The organism is Desulfitobacterium hafniense DCB-2, assembly GCF_000021925.1.
Lineage (GTDB): Bacteria > Bacillota > Desulfitobacteriia > Desulfitobacteriales > Desulfitobacteriaceae > Desulfitobacterium > Desulfitobacterium hafniense.
In genome coordinates, this window is the sequence record NC_011830.1 from 4,825,070 (window position 1) to 4,846,172 (window position 21,103).

Genomic DNA, 21,103 nt, shown 5'->3' on the forward strand with positions numbered 1-21,103 from the left:
CAACTATGTCAAACCAAGATCCTCTTTTTTCACCGATTCGCATCGGGAAAATGGAGCTGAAAAACCGTATAGTGCTGCCCGCCATGCATCTCAACTACTGTCCTGACGGGGAGGTCACAGAGCGGCTCATTGAATTCTACCGGGTGCGCGCCCGGGGCGGGGTCGGCCTGGTTATTGTCGGTGGCTGCGGCATCGACCGGGTCGGCAATACTTTAGGCATGATTCAATTGGATGAGGATCGCTATATCCCCGGGTTGCAGAAGCTTGTGGAGGCTGTCCATCAGGAAGGCGCCAAGGTCATGACCCAGCTCTATCAGGCGGGAAACTATGCATCTTCTCTATTAACCGGGAATCAACCAGTGGCCCCTTCTCCTCTCCCTTCCAAATTAACGAAAGAAATCCCTCACGAACTGACCGTAGAGGAAATTAAGGAACTGGTGCAAACTTTTGCCCAGGCCGCTGTTCGTACTCAAAAGGCAGGGTTTGACGGGGTGGAGATTTTAGCCGGCACGGGGTATCTCATCTCGGAGTTTCTCTCTCCGGCAACCAATAAGAGGACGGACGAGTATGGCGGGGATCTGCCCAACCGGATGCGTTTTGCCCTGGAAATTATGGCGGCCATCCGCCAGGGAGTGGGGCCTGACTTCCCTGTCGTTGTCCGGATTGCGGGCCATGACTTTATTCCGGGGGGACATACCAATAAAGAGGCCCGGACCTTTGCTAAAGCCTTGGCGGCAGCAGGGGTTGATGCCATCAATGTAACAGGAGGCTGGCATGAGACCCTCGTCCCTCAGATTACCATGAATGTTCCCCCGGCCGCCTTCCGCTATTTAGTCCGGGGAATTAAACAGGCGGTTGACCTGCCGGTGTTTGCTTCCAACCGCATTACCACCCCTGAATTGGCCCGGGATATCCTTACTTCCGGGGATGCGGATTTGGTAGGGTTCGCCCGGCCGATTCTGGCGGATCCCAACCTGCCTTTAAAAGCCCAGGGCTTGGATCCTTCACCCCTCCGCCCCTGCGTCGCCTGCAACCAGGGGTGCCTGGATCATGTGTTCCGGGGAATACCCGTAGCTTGCCTGGTCAATGCGGAGGCCGGACGGGAAGCTGAGCTCAAGGTCCGGGGAGTTTCTTCATCCTCCAGGAAGGTTCTCGTCGTAGGGGCCGGTCCTGCCGGACTGGAGTTCGCGCGGGCAGCCAGCTCACAGGGACATAATATAACGGTCTGGGAAAAATCCGGCCTGCTGGGCGGGCAGCTTAATTTGGCTGCGGCGCCGCCTGATCGCCAGGATTTCCATCGCTTTACGGAATATCTGGCTCGGGCCTGTAAGGCTCAGGGAGTCAGAATCTATACCAACCAGGAAGCTGATGTGGAAAATATTTTGGCAGGTATTGCGGAGGAGGGCTTTACCGACATTATCCTTGCTACCGGTGCCCTGCCCATGGCCCCTCCCTTCCCCGTGGAGGAAGGGGTGGAGATTGCCCAGGCCTGGGATGTCCTGGCCGGAAAAGAAACCGGGGAACATGTGGTGATTGTCGGAGGCGGCTCGGTGGGGGTAGAAACAGCCCTCTATCTGGCCGGTCAGGGAACCCTGGATGCCGAAATCCTCCGCTTTCTGATCGTCAATCAGGCGGAGAGCACGGAGACCCTGGCCAGATTGCTTTTCCAAGGAAGAAAACGGGTTACTCTGGTGGAAATGACCAAGGGCGTGGGCCGGGATCTGGGTTCAAGCACCCGCTGGGCAATGCTGGCCGATCTCCAGCGTCATCAGGTCAAGGTTTTAACCAATACCATGGTGAAAGCGGTCCGTGCCGATGGGGTCTGGGTGGAGGGTCCGGAGGGTGAAAGCCTGATCCCCGGAGATACCGTGGTAGCGGCCGTTGGCTCTGTGGCTAATCAGGAGCTGCTGAAAGCTCTCCAGGATAAGCTGCCTGCCCATGTAACCCTGCAGCAGATCGGAGACGCCACTAAGCCAGCCAAAGTTCTGGATGCAGTTCATGCCGGATATAAGGCAGCACTTAGTTTGGGGCAGACCGGATATGCCCAGGAATAAGGAACGTTGATACACTAAAGTTGATACACTAAATAAATAGGGTTGCCAACCCATGAGAGGGGTAAGATTGATGAGTTCATACAATGACTTCACAGTGGAGAAAAAAGGGGCTATTGCCCTGGTTACTTTAAACCGTCCCCATAAGGGGAATTCCTGGACCCTGGATACTTACCAGGAGATGGAGAAAATTCAGGAGGACCTGCACTATGATGATGAGGTGCGGGTGGTTATCTTTACCGGGGCCGGGGATAAATTCTTCTGTGCCGGGGCCGATCTTTCCCTTTTAGCCAAGCTTACCCCTCATTTTATCTCCCGTGATCTGTATCGCTATCAAGGCATCAACACCCGTTGGGATCGTTTTATCAAACCGGTGATCATGGCAATCAACGGTATTACCGTAGGAAGTGGTTTAGAGCTGGCTTTATGCGGGGATATCCGCATTGCTTCGAGTTCCTCACTTTTTTCCATTAACGAAGTGCGGATTGGCCTTAACCCGGATATGGGGGGAACCCAGCGTCTGACACGGACCGTCGGCCCCAGCCAGGCCAAGCGCCTGATCTTTACCGCCGAGCGGATCGATGCCCAGGAGGCGGCCCGTATCGGGCTTGTGGATATTTTGGTGGAGCCGGAGAATTTATTGAATGAGGCTTTAAAGATGGCGGAGCAGATCGCCAGCATGCCTCCCTATGCCATCCGCTTTGCCAAGAAGGCCATTAACCTGGCTGTGGATGCTCCTTTAGAAATAGGGCTGATGTATGAGGAAGCCGGCTCCACCTTCTGTATGGGCACGGAAGACAAAAAAGAGGCCGTCGACTCCATCCTTGAAAAACGCCAACCCAAATTCCACGGCCGCTAGGGCGGGACAAGGGTGAATCAAGGGGACAGGTCCCGTTTTTCATTTTAATTTCCCTTTGCTTATTACAACAGGTCTTTTTATGACAATAAGTCTTCTCGATCAGGCAAAAAAAGCGGATGAAGCATGTGAACACGCCGTACACATGGCTTCATCCGCTTTTTCTTTTATGCCCGCCAAACCCGGATATAAGGAATACCGGTAAGGCGTGAAAGCTGCCGGGTATTGATTCCGTCAATAGTCTTAAGCTTTCTTAAAATAGAGATTTGCCGCATTTTATCCTCATTTTCGATATCCGAGGCATCCATGCCAATCCGATTCCTTATTATCTCCTTAAGGCGTCCATCATTCATTCTCGGTTCTTCAATCTCTATACATTTGTCATCATTGATTTCACCATGAAATGCTATAAATTGCGCAAGGGCTTTTTCACGGCTAGGGCCAAAGAGCTCCAGGACAAAATCTTTATCCACCAGATAACCGTCGTTAAGGTACTCATTATAGCTGGACCAACGATACGAGGTGACATCCTCCACCATTTTCGCCTTGAGCGGATTTTGATGAATATAGCGCAACGCCGTCAATAAGTATCGGTCATTATCCACCACTTCACTCCTGTATCTCTCCTGAAACAAATGCCCTACCCTTTCATACTTATGATTGAAATACATGACATAGCTTGAACTGAGCCTTTTCATCGCCCTGCCGAGGGGCTCCTTGTTTTCTTGAATTAGAATATGGATATGGTTGTCCATTAAACAATAAGCAAAAATTCTGTATCCACTGACCCCGCGAAACTTAAACAGTTTTTCAAGCAACTTCTGCCGATCTTCATGATCTTCAAAAATCCGTTGCCGGTTAACCCCGCGCATGATGATATGATAAATACCCGTCGGACTTTTCTCTCTCGGTGTCCTTGGCATTCCCACCACCTCAGTAAGATTATAACATTAATGCCTGGTGCTTCCTACAAAAAACAAGGACAGGTACCATTTTTCTTTGAAAAATGGTACCTGTCCCCTTGATTCGATTATGCACCCATGAAGAGGTTGACGTCGTCTTCGACGGTAGTGATACCGGCGATTCCGAAGTTCTCAACCAGAACTTTGGCTACGTTGGGAGAGAGGAATCCAGGCAAAGTGGGTCCTAAGTGGATATTCTTCACGCCCAGGTAGAGGAGCGCCAGGAGTACGATGACTGCTTTTTGCTCATACCAGGCAATGTTGTAGGAGATAGGAAGCTGGTTGACATCGTCAAGGCCGAAGACTTCTTTAAGCTTAAGAGCAATAACGGCCAGGGAGTAGGAGTCGTTGCATTGTCCGGCATCCAGGACTCTGGGAATACCACCGATGTCTCCCAGTGCCAGTTTGTTGTATTTATATTTGGCACAACCTGCAGTGAGGATGATGGTGTCTTGGGGAAGGGCTTTGGCGAATTCTGTGTAGTAATCGCGGCTCTTCATCCGTCCGTCACAACCGGCCATGACGAAGAAGCGTTTTACAGCTCCGGATTTTACAGCTTCAACCACTTTATCAGCTACGGCAAAGACTTGATTATGAGCAAAGCCGCCGACGATTTCTCCGGTTTCGATCTCGGTAGGTGCCGGCAGGGTTTTGGCTAATTCGATCACTGCCGAGAAGTCTTTGACTTTGCCCGCTTCACGGGCAGGGATGTGTTTTACACCTTCGTAGCCAACGACACTGGTGGTGAAGAGACGGTCTTTATAGGAATCCTTGGGGGGTACTAAACAGTTGGTGGTGAGAAGAATAGCTCCGTTAAAGGAATCAAATTCTTTGTCTTGTTTCCACCAGGCATTGCCATAGTTACCCACAAAGTGAGCATACTTTTTGAAGGCCGGATAGTAGTGAGCGGGAAGCATTTCGCCGTGGGTATAAACATCTACGCCGGTTCCTTCGGTTTGCTTGAGGAGGTCTTCCAAGTCTCTCAAATCATGGCCGCTGATGAGGATGGCAGGGTTATTGCGTACGCCGATATTGACCTTGGTGATTTCGGGGTTGCCGTAAGAAGTTGTGTTGGCTTTATCCAGAAGAGCCATGACATCGACGCCGTATTTTCCAGCTTCGAGTACCAGAGCGACCAGTTGGTCTGCCGAAAGGCTGTCATCGGTAGTAGCAGCCAGGCCTTTCATCATAAAGGCAAAGATGCTGTTATCTTCATAGCCAAGAGCGAAGGCATGCTCTGCGTAAGCTGCCATTCCTTTAAGTCCATAGATTAAAAGTTCACGAAGGGAGCGTACATCTTCGTTTTCAGTGGCTAAGATACCTACTTGTGCTGCCTTTTGCTCAAATTCTTCCGCAGAATCTGCAGTCCAGGTCGCTGAATCATGAAGATTAGCGGGCAGAACTCCCCCGGCTTTGACGATGTCGGCTTTTAAGCTGTCGCGTAAAGCAAGACCTTCGCGAACCAGAGCTACGAAACGAGCGTTATCAAAGTTAGCGTTGGTAATGGTGGCGAATAAGCCTTCCATAACGAATTTGTCTACATCTTGGCGGACAATCCCCAGTTCACGGGCTTGCAGGCTGTTGATGGCGATTCCTTTCATGACATAGAGCAGAAGATCCTGCAGGTTAGCGACATCTGCAGTCTTTCCACATACTCCTTTGATGGTACAGCCGGTTCCTTTAGCGGTTTCCTGACATTGAAAACAGAACATACTCATCTTTGCGAATCCTCCCTATCCATTATTAATAAATTTTGATCATGAATTGTGTCATTTGACAGTCAGCTCTATGCCAACCGTCTGCAATTATCTTATCGCAAGGTGAGGAACAATTCTGTGACCTCAGTTTTTAGGGAGTGTGATAAAACTCACACTTTAGGAATCAAGGTGAATCAAAGGGACAGGTCCCGTTTTTCATTTTTGAAAAACGGGACCTGTCCCTTTGATTCACCCCTTGATTCATATGAGTTGCTGCATGATATTGTGGACTTCTTGTGTATCGAGGGGTTTGGATAGGCAGCCTTCGTAACCGACTTCTCTGGCTTTTTTGACATAATCGGTTTCTGTTAAGGCGCTGGTCAAGACAACCTTGGTTTTATTTTCCGGTTTAACCCTCTTTTTGGTTTCATAGTTTCTTATGGCCTTTAAGACCGTGACTCCATCGACTTTGGGCATCATGATATCCAGAAAGATGATGTCATAAGGCCTCAGCTCCTGCCTGCACAAGGAATAGGCTTCAAGTGCTTCCAAGCCATCCACCGCCCGGTCGACTTCTCCATATTGGGTGAGGAATTGGACCAAAAAAGCGCTGCTGGCTAAATCATCTTCAGCTACGAGTATTTTCATTCAACATTCCTCCACTCAATTGATTGTATTCACTATCCAAATCGTGCAGATAGTCCTTTGCTTCCCCGGGATTGCCACGTCGGGCGGCCAGTTCAATCTTAAAGGCCAGGGCCTTTAATTTATGGGCTCCGATTACGGAACACCGTTCTTTGATGCGATGGGCGATATGCTCCAGAGCGACACTGTCGCCATTGTTGAGGGCGATGCGCAGTTTTTTAAAATCATAGGCCATTTCGCTGAGTTCAAGGTCCTTATTGACGCTCTCCGGGAAGGAGGATATATCCTTGAGATAGACTCCCTCATCGGTAATAACAACCTCTTCCTGCTGGGCTTGCCCCTCTCCGGAAGCGAACTTGGTCACCACTCTATCCAAGACCATGATCAGTTCCTCCATCATTACGGGCTTGGGAATGTATTCATCCATACCGGCCTGGAGAAATCCTTCCCGATCCCCTTGCAAGGCGTAGGCGGTTAAGGCAATGATCGGAGTGCGGCTTTGAGCCCCTTCACTTGCCCGAATTCTTTTCGTCACTTCGATCCCATCCAGACGGGGCAACTGAATGTCCATCAGGATGACATCATAAGGATTTTGGTGATAAAGGGCTAAGGCCTCTTCTCCATCCATGGCGATATCCACCCGATGGCCTTGGATTTTGAGCATTTCCGTGATGACGATGGAATTCACGATATGATCTTCAGCTAAAAGGATTCGGTAAGACCTTGCGGTTGATCCTTCCCTTGACTGATCGTTATTCTGGGTGGACTTGAAGCGCAGCGTGTCTTTGTCGCCATGTTTCAGCCTTAAAACAACGCCAAAGGAACTCCCCTTCCCTTTTTCACTTTCGACCCAGATTCTTCCCCCCATCATTTCAACCAGTTTTCTGGATATGGCTAACCCTAAACCGGTTCCTCCATATTTGCGGGTAATGGAGCCGTCCACTTGGTTAAACTCTTCAAAAAGATGCAGCTGATCCTCTTCGGCTATGCCGATTCCCGTGTCCATGACAGTAAATTTTAAATCCGAAACGTCCTCGTCCCCTTGCAGGCGTTTGACCGCCAGGGAAACCTCTCCCCGCTCGGTAAACTTGAGAGCATTGCTCAGCAGGTTATTGAGGACTTGCTTAATCCGTTCCGGATCTCCTTTATAGTAATCGGGGAGGTTGGCCGAGAGGGTGTAGGCCAAATCCAGACCTTTGCGTTCAGCTTCAGGACTATGGGTTTTGATAATCTGTTCGATGACTTCCTTAAGGTTAAATTCAATCTCTTCAACCGTTAGTTTTCCGGCTTCGATTTTGGAAAAATCCAAAATATCATTGATGATTTTGAACAGAGAGTAAGCGCAGTTTTTGGCAATCTTCAGATTCTCCCTTTGGGTCTTCTCTAAGGAGGTTAAGAGGGTGAGATCGATCATGCCGATGATCCCATTGATCGGTGTACGAATTTCATGACTCATATTGGCCAGAAATTCACTTTTGGCCCGATTGGCTGCTTCAGCCTTCTCCTTGGCCTGCTGAAACTCCGCCTCAGTCCGTTTGCGTTCCTGTTCGATTTGCTTTCTCTCGGTAATATCGCGAAGAAGGGTCAGCATCACCTTGCTGCCGTTTAAAGGGAAGGTATGGCAATTGACTTCGACGGGAATATCCTCGCCCTCCAGATTGGTACAGATCCCTTCGAAACTTGCTGAATGGGTTCTTTCCAGGCTTTGCCACACGTCGTCCAGGGTTAATTGAGGTGAGGATGGCCGGATACAGGGTCCTGCAGAAAACATGAATGTTTCTTCATGATAACCCATAAGCCTCCTGGCTTTTTCGTTTATTTCGATCAACAGCCCGGGATAGCCATCCTTTTGCAGTTCATAGACAAAAACCGCATCGGTGATGTTATCAAAAAGCTGGCGGTATTTATTATGGCTTGCCAATAAGATTTTATGGATCCGTTTTTGATTGCTGATATCCCTGGCAATGGAAAGCAGCATCCTGCGGCCGTTCAAAACATGGTAATGGGCCTTGACTTCCACAGGGATCTCCTTCCCCTGATGGGTCAAGAGCATTCCTTCAAAAACCAGGTAATTTTTGCTCAATAATTTCTGGGTGAACTCATTGGCCAGTGTCAGAGGGCTCTTGACTTTGATCACCTCTCGGCTTAGATCGATAATCTCCGCCCTGGTCAAGCCAATAAGCTCACAAGCCATATCATTGACTTCCTGAATTTTGCCGATCTGTCCATCATCCTTAACTTCATGGATAAACACGCAGTCCGTAATGCGATTAAAAATCTCCCTGAATTTTTCTGCGTTTTCTCGTGTCATGATTTCCGCTGCTTTGCGCTCTGTGATATCTATGATCACACCGGTGTAGCCGGCCAGCTCTCCCTTAGGATCATCATAAGGCTGACCACGGCTCAGGCAATGACGGTATTCCCCATCATACCGCCGCAAACGGTACTCCGCCTCAAAGGGCGCCTTATGTCTGCGGCTATGCTCCAGCACGTTCATGACCCCCGGAGAATCTTCAGGATGAACACAGCTCAACCAACCCTCACCACGGACTTCCACAAAGGTCAGCCCTGTGAATTCCAACCAGGCCTGATTAACATAGTCATAGTTTCCCGCCCGGTCGCTGCTCCAGAGCAGGGCTGGGAGATTATCCACTAAATGCAGCCTGGAATCCACCCTTCTCTATCTCCTCTCTATAGTTTGGCTTCGTGTCTCATGGTGAAAGCCTCTAAAAGCATGGTTGCCGAAGCAAGAGTCTGCTCCCGCAAGGAAAAGCTGAACTCCGCCATTCGCCACTTGAGAATGATCTCATGGATCATCCCCAGAATGATATTGGTTAAACTTTCACTATGAACGGATGGATTCAGTTCACCCATTGCGATGGAGCTATAAATTAAAGATTGGATGTCTTTTGACCGTCGGCAAATAATCTCCATAACCTTGTCCTTAAGCTCTTCTTCGTACAACAAGCCATTGTAGGCCAGAAGGATCGCCGTAATTTCCGGATAGTTCTCACAGTAGGTTATATAGCTGTCGATAAGATGAAGAACCTTCTCTTTGGGAGTTAAGTCCTTCGTCAGGGCTGCTTCCAACAAAGCATGATCATATTGGGAAGAGTGCTCAAGAACGGCTGATACGAGTTCGTTTTTCGATTTAAAATGCTTGAAGATAGTGGCTTCGGAAACCCCTTCCCGTTTGGCCACTTCTCTTGTGGAAAGGCCTTGCAAGCCCTTTTCATTGATCAGGGAGATAGCTGTAATGACCAGGCTCTCTTTTCTGTGTATAAGATTGCTATCCACATCAATTCTCCTTATTTCGTCAAAACTCGTAACCTTTCTTCATTGTAGCACATTTTTCCAAAGACCAGCTGCTTTATAGTTTAAATTTCATGATGACCGTTTTAAGGCTTTGGGCTAATTCTGACAGCCCTTCACTGGAAGCCGCGATTTCCTGGACAGATGCTGTTTGCTCTTCCATGGAAGCGGTAACTTCCTCTGTGGCGGCGGAATTCTCTTCAGCGATGGCCGAGAGAGCTTGTAATGTGGAATGGATTTCATCCTTAATTTTGTCCATTGCCGCTTCCGAAACATTCAGCTCGTTCACGGCTTGGATAGCTTCCTCCATGGATTGGGCAATCACCCGATATTTATCCTGGCAGGTCATAACGCTTTCCGCTTGTTCCTTGGATATCTGGGATACTCTCTCCATGTTTTTGACCGCATCCTGAGAGTTATTTTGCAGCTCCTTCACCATGAGATCAATCGATTTAGTGGAAGCGGAAGATTGCTCAGCCAGCTTGCGAATCTCTTCGGCCACCACGGAAAATCCCCGTCCGGCTTCCCCTGCCCGGGCTGCTTCGATAGCTGCGTTCAAGGCCAGGAGATTGGTCTGTTCTGCTATGGAAGCAATGACATTGCTGGCTTGCTCAATCTTTTGGGAACTTTCATTGGTTTTAAAAATTACTTGACGGATTTCCTCAGTGGCTCCGTTGTTTTCCTGAGAGATACGGGTGAGGTTATCGATCTCTTGCAGGCCTTCCTCCACAACAGCGGAAACCCTATTCGATGCCACATTTAAGGCTTCCACCAACTCAAGATCTTTCTCAATGGCTTGTCCGAGACGGACGGCTTTCAGCGCTCCCTCTTCCGTATTGCCGGCTTGCTCGGATGCTCCTCTGGCAATTTCCGTAACTGCTCTCGATACTTCTTCCGCAGTGATGGCACTTTGCTGGGTTGACGCTGTCAGCTGCACAGACACAGCGGCGACTTTCTCAGAGGACTCTTTGACGTCCCCTATAAACTCTCTCAGGCTGGCGGTGATGACTTGGATTCCTTTGGCCAAGGCTCCGATCTCATTGGCTTTTTTGAGCAACCCTTCAGGTACATCCTGGGTCACATCCAAGCGGGCAATTCTCTCGGCACTCTCCGTCACTTTCATAATCGGCTTAGCCAGAGAATTTCCAATCAGGGTGACAAAGCCCATAGCTATGAAAAAAATAATCACTCCGGTAACTAAAATATCCTTTTGGAGAGCAGGGATGGCTGACAGAACTTCTTCCTGACTGGCCGTAATAACGAAGGTCCAATCGCTGCCCTGAATAGGAGCATATCCCGCATATAAGTCCTGACCGTTATAAGTATAGGAGCTGACTCCCTGACCGCTCTGCAGCAGGTTTTCAATCATCGTCGCCGTGGACATTAAACTTTGGTCCTCTTTGACTGCTTCGATAGGATTGAATTGAGCGAACACTTTTTCCCTGTCCGGGTGGGCAATAACCGTTCCCTGGCTATTAACCATATATCCATAACCATTTTGACCATATCCTGTGTCTTCCGCGATCAGGCTTAAAGCATTGCCGTCACGGCGCCCGATCAATGCCCCCACCACTTTCCCTTCGTTGACAATCGGTGTGGCATACATAATAACCAGGCTGTTGGTCACCCTGCTGATGATCAGGTCGGATACATTGGTTTCCCCTTTTAAGGCCTTTTGCACATAGTCCCGGTCTCCCAGTTGGTTGGTTGACCCATCGGAATAGCTGACGGAACCGTCCAGCTGAACGACCCCAAGATCAAGAAAATTGGTGTTGGGGAGTTGTCTTTGCAAGATGGGTTGTTGTACCTGCCAATCCATGGTTTGCATATCTTCCCTTAAGGCGATCATCTCCAAGGTTTTCTTTTGGGTTTCCAAGCGGCTTTCCGTGAGTTTAGCCGAGTCGGCGGCAAGGGTGCCTAACGCTTTTTCTGCTTCAGCCGTCAGGGCATTGCTGGCCTTGGCTAAAGACAGATATCCCAGGGCTAAAGATGATAGCAATACAAGTATGGAAAAATAAATGACCAGTTGTGTTCTGATACTTTTCAACACACAGTCCTCCAATTTCATTTTAATTAAATCCCCAGAGCCTCGGCGTTGATTTGGGGCTCGCATTTTTTGTTCGCTATAATTTCAGCAAGCTGATGCTGTGGTATGGGCTTACTATAGAGATACCCCTGACCGGTGTGACAGTTGAACCGCTTCAGGTGGGACAGCTGCTCCGGACTTTCAATTCCCTCGGCCACCAGCTTGATATTGAGTTCACGAGCCAGATTGATCACAGAATGGGTAATAATCGTGCTGGTTTTATTGGTAGGGATGTTCTGTATAAAGGAGCTGTCGATTTTTATAATATCTATATTAAAGGTAAGCAAATACGATAAGGATGAAAAACCTGTACCGAAGTCATCCACGGCAACCAAAATGCCGATCTCCTGAAGTTTTTGCAGATCGGCAATGACCTTCTTGGCATTATCGATGAGGACACTTTCCGTGATTTCTATAATGAGATAGCGGGGGTCGAGCTGCATCTTGTCAAGAATGGCCTGGATGCTCTCCACAAAGCACTCCTCCGCAAACTGCACGGAGGAGCAATTGATGGATACTTTAAGGGGAGGCAGTCCTTCCTTTTGCCATTGCTTATGGCTGCGGCATACTTCTTCCAACAGCCATTTTCCCATATCCACTATAAAACCGGTTTCTTCCATGATCGGGATAAATTCAGCGGGGGAAATCATTCCGCATAAAGGGTGTTTCCAGCGCAGCAAAGCCTCTACGGCCAGGACTTCATTGGTATATAGATTGACTATAGGTTGATAATGCACCGCAAACTGACCTTCCTTAAGGGCCTTCTGCATGTCACGGCGCAGGAGAAATTCTCTGTAATTCTTATGCTCCACATCAGCTGAATAAAATTGGTAGTGCTTTTTGCCGGCCGCTTTGCCCCGTAATAAAGCGGCGTAAGCAGACTTAACAAGAGTCTCACTATCTTGGGCATCATGAGGATAGAGACTAATACCCAGGCTCACACTAATATCCAGTTTATGCTCATCCACTATAAAGGGGGCATCAAAAAGGCGCAGAACCTCTTCAACCAAAGGGAGATAATCATCCTGCCCCTCTCCCCGGGCAGCCACTATGGCATACTGGTCCCCGGAAAAGCGGCAAAGCAGCACCTGATCCGTGCACAGCAAGCGCAGACGCCGGCTGATTTGCCTGAGCAACTGGTCCCCATGCTCATAGCCTAAGTAGCTGTTGATGTATTTGAATCGATCAATGTCCACAATGATCAGTGCCAGGGCTTCTTCTCCCCTGGCCTCCGCCATATGCTGACTCAGCAGTGATTCAAAGGCGCCCCGAGCGGGAAGCCTGGTCAGTTCATCCAGGGTTGCCGGGGCTTTGGCCTGGCTATCCTCTCTGTTGCGATCTGAAGAAGACACTCGCCAATTGAGGATTACCCCTTGTATGGAGGGTTCCGATAACTTATTGCGCATATCGCAGGATAAGATAATTTCCTGTCCCGCTTTCGTCTTTATCTTTATTTCCTCTTGCACCACTTGATCAGGATGATTGAAGGCTAAAGTCAGCATCTGCTTAAATTTATATTTTTCTGTTGGTTCAAGAAGTTCGTAGGCCGGCTTACCTATCCGCTCTTCGGGTTTGTAACCGAGTATCTTTTCAACAGCAGGGCTTATGTATTGAATGGTCCCATCAGAGTTGATAATCTCAAACACATCATGAGAGTCTTGCACTAATACTTGAAAGCGTCTTTGCAGGTTCTTTAATGCATAACTTTCGCCAGGATTGTGTTTCTTTTCGTTTTTAGCAATGGTTTTATTCCGGGCCAATATACTACTCTTCCTCATGATTTGATCCTTTCATCGGGAAACCCCTGTATCTAATCGATTTTAAGTTACATCCTCAAGTCAGGTAAGTAATCACTCACTCTCTTTTGCTACACGATTTATTATTTAATACTACTATAAATATGTCAATACTATCTTTAATTACCAGATAATTCTTTTTGCGACATATTACGACATTTACCTTCTTCATCTCTTTGAGCCTAGAACATCATTGCCGTCAGGCTAGGCCGCTTCTTCAATCCCCAGCAGCGCAGCTATCCTGTCCCGGTATTTATTGCCGGGGCGGCTGCCGTAGAGAATTTCGCTGAAGCGGTTCATGGGTATGTTGTACTTCTTGCAAAATTCGCTGTTGCTCATTCGCCTGTCGATTAGTCTCTTTTTCACTTCAACTCCGAACGGGGTCAGTTCTTTTAAGCGCACAGATCACTACCTCCCATATATGAGATAAATTTTCCATTTCGGCAGCATCGGTTTACACAGATCTTCAGGTGTCACATTTTTTCTTTACCAGATACCGACAAATTCAACCATTGTACCTTAGCTGGTGCTGTATTACACTTGTCTTGCGGAAGAATTTCCCTATGAATATTATAGGCTCATATGTGGGACGATACAATAGATAATAGAGCAAATATTAGACGATTGTACGTCTTATATCTCTGCACCGTATTGGATGGAGGAAAGTTTATGAATGCTGAATCATTTAAAAAAGCTCTAGGCACCAGAATCAAACAGCTTAGAAAAAATGGCAAATTGTCTTTAGCGGATCTTTCAAGGCATCTTCCCAGTATTTCTCGCGCAAATTTGGGACGGATCGAAAATGGTGAGGTTATGCCGTCGGCTATATTCATTTATGAAATCTCCTCATTTTTCAATGTTTCAGCCGATTGGTTATTAACCGGAAATACACCGGCTCTGCCCATTTATCTAAATGCTGAACACGAAAGGTTAATCGAGATGTTCAATCTCATGAATGGTATGGAGCAGCAGATTCTTATGGCTAACGCAGCATTTCTTTTGTCCACTGATTATTCTAAGTTGGCAAAACAACCTTTACATAAAAGCAAACCCATTGATCTGGAATCAACGCACTTTAATGAGGCGGAATAAGAGCAGCCTTTATTTTTAGCCGCATATGTGGAAAGTTTTCCACATATAATTAAACCGCCCTCAAGGAGAGCGGTTTTTCGTATTGGTTCATCAGCTTATGGTGTGGGCTTAAACCAATTTTTGATGAATAATAAAGGGACTAAACCCATTCAGGGTCCAGTCCCTCCAAAAGCTTATAAGCAAAATTGTCAACAAATCCTTAAGCAATAATCCCTTGACTAAAGCGCCAGACGGTATTGCGGGTCTTCTTGGCCTGGTACAAAGCCTGGTCGGAGAAATTTACGATGAGATCCGTATTGTTGGTAAGCCTGTTCTCTTTGGCTTTGACTTCTTCCAGCTTCTTATAAGAAACCACGCCTGCACTAAAGGTTACTTTTTGGGAAGCTATCTCCGGGCCAAAGTCATGATTTTCCATAAGGTTGCGGATTCTCTCAATGAGATTAGCCGCTCCCTCTTCGCTGGTTTCAGGCAATAAAATCGCAAACTCTTCGCCGCCCCAGCGGATGACTTCATCACTGGCCCTGACATTTTTACGCAGGAGCCCGGCGACTTCCTTAATCACCTTATCCCCGGCAAGATGGCCATAAGTATCGTTGATATTCTTAAAGCGATCGATATCAATCATGGCCAGGGAGTATTCTTTTTCTTGCTTTGCGTATTTTTCCATATCGATATTCAGGCGCAGGTACATAAAACCCTTATTGGGCAACCCCGTCATGGAGTCTGTATACCCCTTAACCGCCAAAGTCTTAACAAATTCACCCAGGGAGATGCCATTAAAAATTAAAACGACCACGACGGACAGCCAAACCCAGCGTGCCTGATGCAGAGGGAAAAACCAATAAATAAAATAGGCTAAGAGCCACAGTAAGATACCCAATAGGGAGAGAATCAAAGGGGCATGGCTCATGAACAGCTTGGTAAAGATCTGAACAAATTTTTTCAAGCCACTCACTCTCCCTTTCGGCTTAGCCCTTATGCTTGTTCTAAACATCACTTAAATCGCTATAGATCAAAAATAGTTTTTTTTAGTAGTTTTTTATAATTATTCTAATATCAACCAAATAATAAGTAATTCCTAATTCCTCTGATAATTCGCCATATTCTTAAATAATCCTTTTTTTCACCATAAGTAATTATATTGTCTCCTGATAAAAGAATGCCAGCAAAAATTATTTGCTGGCCTGAACATTCTTATTGGTGAATAGTGTCTACTTGGCGCTCATGTGATTGAGAAAAGCCTGAGTCCTTTGCTGCTTAGGATCTCCAAACACGGCTTCCGGGTCCCCTTGTTCGACGATCTCTCCCTTGTCCATGAAGATAACGCGATTGGCTACTTCACGGGCAAAGCTCATTTCATGGGTCACCACAATCATAGTCATATGCTCTTCAGCTAACTGCCGCATAGCCTTCAGCACTTCACCGGTCAATTCGGGATCAAGGGCTGAAGTGGGTTCATCAAAAAGCATAATATCAGGATTCATGGCCAAAGCGCGGGCGATGGCTACCCGTTGTTTCTGCCCACCGGACAGCCTGGACGGATAGCAATCCAGCTTATCGAGAAGGCCCACCTTGCCAAGCAATTCCTTGGCTACAGGGATGATCTCGTCTTTTTTTACCCCTTTAACCGTTAAGGGGGCTTCAATAACATTTTCTAAAACGGTGAGATGAGGAAACAGATTAAACTGCTGAAAGACCATGCCCATTCGGCGGCAGATCATGCGCGCTTGGGATTCTTCTGCATAAGCCACTTTTCCTTCTGCCGTGGTGGAGACCAATTCATCCCCTTCGATGGTGATGCTTCCTCCGTCAATCATTTCCAGCCGGTTCAGGCAGCGTAAAAAAGTGCTTTTGCCTGAGCCGGAAGGGCCGATGACAGCTACTACTTCTCCCTTGAACACTTCCAGGGAGACTCCTTTGAGAACTTCCAGCTTATCAAAGTTCTTCTCAATATTTAAGGCACTGATCATTTTCATTCCATTCACCTTCTTTCCCTATTCATCATAGGCCGCATAGCGTTTCTCAAGCCTTTGGAAGCCCCAGGTCAGAACCAGGGTCATCAGCAGGTAGAACACTCCGGCGACGATAAAGGGGGTCATGGTAAAGTCTCTCTGAACCAGGGCTCTCGTAGTACGCAGCAAATCATTCATGGCCAGTACATAAATCAGGGAGGTGTCTTTGACCAGGGTGATGGTCTCATTGCTTACCGGCGGCAGTACCCGTTTAACGACTTGAGGAAGGATAATGCGGCGCATGAGCTGACCATAGGTCATGCCCAAAGCCCTGGCTCCCTCATATTGCCCACGTTCGATAGACTGAATTCCCGCCCGGAAAATTTCTGCAAAATAAGCGGCATAATTCAGGACGAAAGCCAGTATGGCGGCTTGAAAATCTGTGAGAATAAGAATTTCCCCAATAACCGGAATAAAGGGCAGGCCAAAATAGACAAATAAGAGCTGAAGCATGAGAGGGGTGCCTCTAAAAACCCATATATAGACCCCTATCGCTGAGCGAAGCACTCCAAACCGGGATATACGGCCCAGGCTAAGCATCAATCCCAAGGGTACGGACATGACGATGGTGACGAAGAACATTTTTAAAGTGACTGCTGTACCGTTTAACATGGGGCCCAGTATTTGCAAAATATAGTCCATGACTTCTCTCCTCATGAGTTTTCAAAGGGTAGGGAGCGCCTCTATGCCAGGAGGCGTTCCCTACCCTTCCCTTGGTTCCTGTTACTTGACGATATCTTCTCCGAACCACTTCTTGGAGATTTCAGCGGACTTACCGTCCGCCTTCATGGCATCCAAGGCCCCTTGAAGCTTGCCTAAAAGCTCGGTGTCATCTTTGCGCAAACCAACACCGTATTCTTCTTCGCCAAAATTATCCTCAATAGCTGCAAACGTGCCCGGCTTTTTGTTCATGTAATACTTTAAAACAACTTCATCCCCAACCACAGCCTCAACCCGGCCGATGGACAATTCATTTAAAACCGCCACAAAGTCCGCATAGGTTCTTAACTCCTTAAAGGTGCCTGTCACTTCGGGTTCGGCATTGAGGGCATCCACACTGGAGCTTCCTTCCTGGGTACCGACGACCTTACCGGCTAAATCTGCTTTGGTCTTAATGTCTGAACCGGACAGAACAACGACGATCTGACGATTGGCCATATAGGGCTTGGAAAAAGCTATTTTCTCCAATCTTTCTTTGGTGATGGTCAGCCCGTTCCAAATCATATCAATCTTTTTGCTGTTAAGCTCCACTTCTTTACTGTTCCAGTCGATGGGCTTGAACTCAACTTCCATATCCAGGCGTGAGGCCACTTCTTTGGCCATATCCACATCGAAGCCCACCAGATTGCCGCCGTCATCTCTAAAGCCCATCGGAGCAAAGGTATCGTCCAGCCCGATGACAATCTTTTGCTGTACGGCGCCTTTTTCCGGCTCTGTATTCGCCTTGCCCGGCTCATTGGCGTCTCCCGCACTGCTGGAGCTTCCACAACCCGCTAATAATAATCCTGACATAAGGACAGTCATGGCAACTGCTACCCACTTCTTCATTAGGAACAACCCCTTCTCTCTCACAATATCTTGATGCTATTTTACTTTAATACGCTAAAGAGATAAAAGGGTAAACCGGCACATTATTGCAGGATAGACTTGTTTTGCTGAATCATGCTTATGATTTCGTCCTTTTTTATAGGATTTTATTTATTTTCAGGCCAGGAGCATGCGGTCGTTAGCCAACTCGGTCCCACTGCGCTTCTCAAACTGCTCGATGAGGTGGTCCACCGTCATTTGCCGTCTTTCCTCCCCCTGAAGGTCCATGATGATTCTTCCTTCATGCATCATCATCGTCCGTGAGCCAAATTCCAGGGAAGCCTTCATATTATGGGTGATCATCAGGGTGCACAGCTTATCCTCTTCGACGATCTGACGGGTCAAGACCATCACCTTTTTGGCAATAGCGGGATCAAGAGCTGCGGTATGTTCATCCAGCAGCAAAATTTTAGGCTTAACCAAGGTGGCCATCAGCAGGGTTAAGGCTTGCCTCTGCCCTCCGGATAAAAGCCCGACCTTATGCTTCATACGATCCTCTAAGCCAAGATCCAGTACAGCAAGCCGTTCTCTAAGCAGGGCCAATTCCTTTTTGGTTGCCCCGGGGCGCAGGCTGACAGGCTGCCCTTTGGCCAGGGCAATGGCTAAGTTCTGTTCGATGGTCATATCAAAGGCAGTGCCTTTGAGGGGATCCTGAAAAACTCTGCCAATCATCCTGGAACGTTTATATTCGGGATGATAGGTAATATCCAGGTCATCAAGCAAAATCTGCCCTTCCTCTATTTCATAGACTCCGGAAATACAGTTAAAGAGGGTGGATTTTCCTGCTCCGTTGCCGCCGATGACCGTCACAAATTCACCGGACTGCAAGGAAAGGTCTATATGGTCCAGAGCCCTCTTTTCATTGCTGCTTCCGATGCCAAAGGTTTTGCCGACTCCCCTGAGTTTAAGCATGCGCTCCTTCACTCCTTTCACTGCCCATTCCCTTTACTGCTTCCCCGGTGAGAAAAAAACTTACGTTTCATGACCGCAAACTGCTTTTTCAAAACAGGAGTGGACATAGCTAAGGCCACGATAATGGCGGATACCAGTTTGAGATCGGTAGCCGGCATTCCTAATTCCAGAGCAAAGGCAATAATCAGGCGATAGAGTACGGAGCCCAAAACCACGGCAATGAGCCGGCGCAGCAGGGTCCGTATTCCGAAAACCACTTCACCGATGATCACGGAAGCCAACCCGATAACCACCATGCCCACACCCATGCTTACATCCACAAAGGATTGGTATTGGGCGATCATAGCCCCGGAGAGGGCTACAAAGCCATTGGCCCCGGCCAGACCGACAAATACGGTCAGATCCGTATTCACACCTAAAGCTCTGACCATTTGATCGTTATCTCCTGTAGCCCTTACCAGGAAGCCCAAACGGGTATTCAGAAAAAGAAAAAGCAGGATCAGGCAGATAAGCATCACCAGCAGGGCAAGGGTCAGCCGGCTGTATTCTCCGCTCATTATCTTTTCAAATTCACTGAAGACAGTGGCCTTGTTTAAAAGGGCGATATTGGCCCGGCCGCTGAGAATCTTTAAATTAATGGAGTAGAGGGCCAGCATAGCCAGAATCCCTGCCAGCAGGGCCTGAATCTTGAGTTTGGTGTAGAGAAAGGCGGCGATGCACCCGGCACCGCAGCCAAAAACAAAGGCCAGCAGCAGCCCGAGGAAAGGGTGGCCGCTCATGCATAAAACAACAGAGATGGCCGCCCCTGTGACAAAGCTTCCGTCCACCGTCAAATCGGGCATGTTCAAGGTACGAAAGGATAAGAATACCCCCAGGGCCATGATGGCATAGATTATTCCCAGTTCAAAGGAGCCTTGCAAGGCTAAGATACTCATAAGGTGATGGTCTCTCCTTTAACAGTTGTGTGAACCAAGGGGACAGGTCCCGTTTTATTCGGTAAAGACCTCGGCAGCTTTCTGGAGAACGTCTTCCGGGATGGTTATGCCGATGGTATCGGCTGTTTTTTGATTGAGGTAAATGTCCATATCGGTCATGGATTTTACGGGGATATCGCCGGGTTTTTTCCCGTTGAGAATTTCGGCCGCCATTTTAGCGGTTTCTTGACCAAGCACAGTGTAGTTGATGCCATAAGTGGCCAGGCCTCCGTCTTTAACCATGGAGTCTGCTCCCACATAAACGGGGATTTGCGCTTTGTTGGCGGATTGGGCTACTGCGGGCATGGCACTGGCCACAGCGTTATCGATCGGAATGAAGATGGCATCGGCTTTGCCGGTCAGGGAATTGACGGCCTGGAGCACCTCGGAGCTATTGGTTACTGTGGCCTCAACTACCTGGATATTTTTCCGGGCAGCATATTCCTTGAGATTATCGATTACGGAAACGGAATTGGTCTCACTGGTGTTGTACAGGGCTCCGACGGTTTCGATCCCCGGGGTGATTTGCTCTGCCAATTCCATGATCTTCTCGGCGGAAACCCGGTCCGAGGTGCCGGTCACATTGCCGCCGGGTTTTTCCATGTCGCTGACAAGCCCTGAACCCACAGGATCGGTGGCTGCTGAAAATACGATGGGAATCTCCTTGGTCTCACTGACTACCGCTTGGGCTGAGGGGGTGGCGATAGCAATGATCAAATCATAATTATTTTTGACAAATTGCTGGGCGATGGTTTTGAGATTGGTTTGATCCCCTTGGGCATTTTTATAATCAATGATGATGTTTTCGCCATCTTTAAATCCCTGGGCTGCCAGTTCGGCAATCGTGGCCTCACGAATGGTATTCAGGGAAGGGTGTTCCACAATTTGCACAATCCCTACGGTTTTTTTGCCGCTATCCGCTTTTCCTTGTGCCGAACCACAGCCTGTGAGAAGTAACGATAGGGCTAATAGTCCGCTTAACATCACCGCAAATTTCTTTTTCATTTGAAGATTCCTCCACTCTTTCTTTTTGATTAAGATTAAGATCGAGGGTTCTTCCCTGCAATATCCCTTCCATCCGCGGAAATGTCCGGGATCAGGCCGTACCAAAGCAAAAACGC

At 48.1% G+C, this 21,103-nt stretch carries 18 protein-coding genes; 3 read left to right on the forward strand and 15 right to left on the reverse strand.

What is annotated here, in order from left to right; genetic code table 11:
* Positions 1 to 5: 5 nt before the first annotated feature.
* Positions 6 to 2,054, forward strand: a complete 2,049-nt coding sequence (locus DHAF_RS22650; RefSeq protein WP_015945290.1) for an oxidoreductase — start codon at positions 6 to 8, stop codon at positions 2,052 to 2,054.
* 70 nt (positions 2,055 to 2,124) lie between these two features.
* Positions 2,125 to 2,910 carry an enoyl-CoA hydratase/isomerase family protein gene (locus tag DHAF_RS22655; RefSeq protein WP_015945291.1) on the forward strand — a complete coding sequence of 262 codons (786 nt, stop codon included), beginning with the start codon at positions 2,125 to 2,127 and terminating at the stop codon, positions 2,908 to 2,910.
* Between the two features lie 164 nt (positions 2,911 to 3,074).
* Here the strand turns inward: DHAF_RS22655 and DHAF_RS22660 are convergent, their stop codons facing one another.
* The 8 genes from DHAF_RS22660 to DHAF_RS22695 all read right to left on the reverse strand — a co-directional run bounded on the left by DHAF_RS22660 (position 3,075) and on the right by DHAF_RS22695 (position 13,807).
* Entirely contained in the window at positions 3,075 to 3,830 is a 756-nt protein-coding gene (locus DHAF_RS22660) for a transposase (RefSeq protein ID WP_015945292.1), read from the reverse strand.
* Between the two features lie 107 nt (positions 3,831 to 3,937).
* Positions 3,938 to 5,587: a hydroxylamine reductase gene (gene hcp / locus DHAF_RS22665; RefSeq protein ID WP_005817166.1), complete on the reverse strand. Its 1,650-nt coding sequence runs from the start codon at positions 5,585 to 5,587 to the stop codon at positions 3,938 to 3,940.
* Positions 5,588 to 5,827: 240 nt separating this feature from the next.
* Entirely contained in the window at positions 5,828 to 6,214 is a 387-nt protein-coding gene (locus DHAF_RS22670; protein ID WP_005817168.1) for a response regulator, read from the reverse strand.
* Positions 6,195 to 8,885: a PAS domain S-box protein gene (locus DHAF_RS22675; protein WP_015945293.1), complete on the reverse strand. Its 2,691-nt coding sequence runs from the start codon at positions 8,883 to 8,885 to the stop codon at positions 6,195 to 6,197. Before DHAF_RS22675 ends, DHAF_RS22670 begins: the two co-directional genes overlap by 20 nt.
* Before the next feature lie 17 nt (positions 8,886 to 8,902).
* Positions 8,903 to 9,508, reverse strand: coding sequence for a TetR/AcrR family transcriptional regulator (locus DHAF_RS22680; RefSeq protein WP_015945294.1), 606 nt, complete (start codon positions 9,506 to 9,508; stop codon positions 8,903 to 8,905).
* A 73-nt stretch (positions 9,509 to 9,581) separates the two neighbouring features.
* Positions 9,582 to 11,570: a methyl-accepting chemotaxis protein gene (locus DHAF_RS22685; protein WP_080518298.1), complete on the reverse strand. Its 1,989-nt coding sequence runs from the start codon at positions 11,568 to 11,570 to the stop codon at positions 9,582 to 9,584.
* Between the two features lie 26 nt (positions 11,571 to 11,596).
* Entirely contained in the window at positions 11,597 to 13,369 is a 1,773-nt protein-coding gene (locus tag DHAF_RS22690; protein WP_242659909.1) for a sensor domain-containing protein, read from the reverse strand.
* Between the two features lie 240 nt (positions 13,370 to 13,609).
* Entirely contained in the window at positions 13,610 to 13,807 is a 198-nt protein-coding gene (locus DHAF_RS22695; RefSeq protein WP_005815779.1) for a hypothetical protein, read from the reverse strand.
* A gap of 267 nt (positions 13,808 to 14,074) precedes the next feature.
* Between DHAF_RS22695 and DHAF_RS22700 the strand changes: the two genes are divergently transcribed.
* The gene (locus DHAF_RS22700; protein WP_015945297.1) at positions 14,075 to 14,497 is read left to right on the forward strand and encodes a helix-turn-helix domain-containing protein; all 423 of its coding nucleotides are present in this window, start codon (positions 14,075 to 14,077) and stop codon (positions 14,495 to 14,497) included.
* A 199-nt stretch (positions 14,498 to 14,696) separates the two neighbouring features.
* Here DHAF_RS22700 and DHAF_RS22705 read toward each other — a convergent pair whose 3' ends face one another.
* The 7 genes from DHAF_RS22705 to DHAF_RS22735 all read right to left on the reverse strand — a co-directional run bounded on the left by DHAF_RS22705 (position 14,697) and on the right by DHAF_RS22735 (position 20,987).
* On the reverse strand, positions 14,697 to 15,491 hold the full coding sequence (locus DHAF_RS22705; protein ID WP_420794923.1) for a GGDEF domain-containing protein: 795 nt from the start codon (positions 15,489 to 15,491) through the stop codon (positions 14,697 to 14,699).
* Positions 15,492 to 15,708: 217 nt separating this feature from the next.
* Positions 15,709 to 16,473: an amino acid ABC transporter ATP-binding protein gene (locus DHAF_RS22710; RefSeq protein WP_005815786.1), complete on the reverse strand. Its 765-nt coding sequence runs from the start codon at positions 16,471 to 16,473 to the stop codon at positions 15,709 to 15,711.
* A gap of 18 nt (positions 16,474 to 16,491) precedes the next feature.
* Complete coding sequence (locus DHAF_RS22715; protein ID WP_015945299.1) at positions 16,492 to 17,151, reverse strand: amino acid ABC transporter permease; 660 nt, start codon at positions 17,149 to 17,151, stop codon at positions 16,492 to 16,494.
* Positions 17,152 to 17,232: 81 nt separating this feature from the next.
* Positions 17,233 to 18,057 carry an amino acid ABC transporter substrate-binding protein gene (locus DHAF_RS22720; protein WP_015945300.1) on the reverse strand — a complete coding sequence of 275 codons (825 nt, stop codon included), beginning with the start codon at positions 18,055 to 18,057 and terminating at the stop codon, positions 17,233 to 17,235.
* 156 nt (positions 18,058 to 18,213) lie between these two features.
* A complete protein-coding gene (locus DHAF_RS22725) occupies positions 18,214 to 19,008 on the reverse strand; it encodes an ABC transporter ATP-binding protein (protein ID WP_015945301.1) in 795 nt (264 codons plus the stop codon).
* A 17-nt stretch (positions 19,009 to 19,025) separates the two neighbouring features.
* Positions 19,026 to 19,943: an ABC transporter permease gene (locus DHAF_RS22730; RefSeq protein WP_015945302.1), complete on the reverse strand. Its 918-nt coding sequence runs from the start codon at positions 19,941 to 19,943 to the stop codon at positions 19,026 to 19,028.
* Between the two features lie 54 nt (positions 19,944 to 19,997).
* Positions 19,998 to 20,987 (reverse strand): ABC transporter substrate-binding protein, encoded by a 990-nt coding sequence (locus tag DHAF_RS22735; protein ID WP_015945303.1) that lies wholly within the window; start codon positions 20,985 to 20,987, stop codon positions 19,998 to 20,000.
* Positions 20,988 to 21,103 lie beyond the last annotated feature (116 nt).

What these genes read in the sequence shown, in the direction of transcription:
- DHAF_RS22655 (WP_015945291.1), top strand. Translation starts at nt 2,125, where the DNA reads ATGAGTTCATACAATGACTTCACAGTGGAGAAAAAAGGGGCTATTGCC.
- DHAF_RS22710 (WP_005815786.1), bottom strand. Translation starts at nt 16,473, where the DNA reads ATGAAAATGATCAGTGCCTTAAATATTGAGAAGAACTTTGATAAGCTG.
- DHAF_RS22715 (WP_015945299.1), bottom strand. Translation starts at nt 17,151, where the DNA reads ATGGACTATATTTTGCAAATACTGGGCCCCATGTTAAACGGTACAGCA.
- DHAF_RS22650 (WP_015945290.1), top strand. Translation starts at nt 6, where the DNA reads ATGTCAAACCAAGATCCTCTTTTTTCACCGATTCGCATCGGGAAAATG.
- DHAF_RS22700 (WP_015945297.1), top strand. Translation starts at nt 14,075, where the DNA reads ATGAATGCTGAATCATTTAAAAAAGCTCTAGGCACCAGAATCAAACAG.
- DHAF_RS22730 (WP_015945302.1), bottom strand. Translation starts at nt 19,943, where the DNA reads ATGAGTATCTTAGCCTTGCAAGGCTCCTTTGAACTGGGAATAATCTAT.
- DHAF_RS22660 (WP_015945292.1), bottom strand. Translation starts at nt 3,830, where the DNA reads ATGCCAAGGACACCGAGAGAGAAAAGTCCGACGGGTATTTATCATATC.
- hcp (WP_005817166.1), bottom strand. Translation starts at nt 5,587, where the DNA reads ATGAGTATGTTCTGTTTTCAATGTCAGGAAACCGCTAAAGGAACCGGC.
- DHAF_RS22670 (WP_005817168.1), bottom strand. Translation starts at nt 6,214, where the DNA reads ATGAAAATACTCGTAGCTGAAGATGATTTAGCCAGCAGCGCTTTTTTG.
- DHAF_RS22735 (WP_015945303.1), bottom strand. Translation starts at nt 20,987, where the DNA reads ATGAAAAAGAAATTTGCGGTGATGTTAAGCGGACTATTAGCCCTATCG.
- DHAF_RS22720 (WP_015945300.1), bottom strand. Translation starts at nt 18,057, where the DNA reads ATGAAGAAGTGGGTAGCAGTTGCCATGACTGTCCTTATGTCAGGATTA.
- DHAF_RS22725 (WP_015945301.1), bottom strand. Translation starts at nt 19,008, where the DNA reads ATGCTTAAACTCAGGGGAGTCGGCAAAACCTTTGGCATCGGAAGCAGC.
- DHAF_RS22705 (WP_420794923.1), bottom strand. Translation starts at nt 15,491, where the DNA reads ATGTTTAGAACAAGCATAAGGGCTAAGCCGAAAGGGAGAGTGAGTGGC.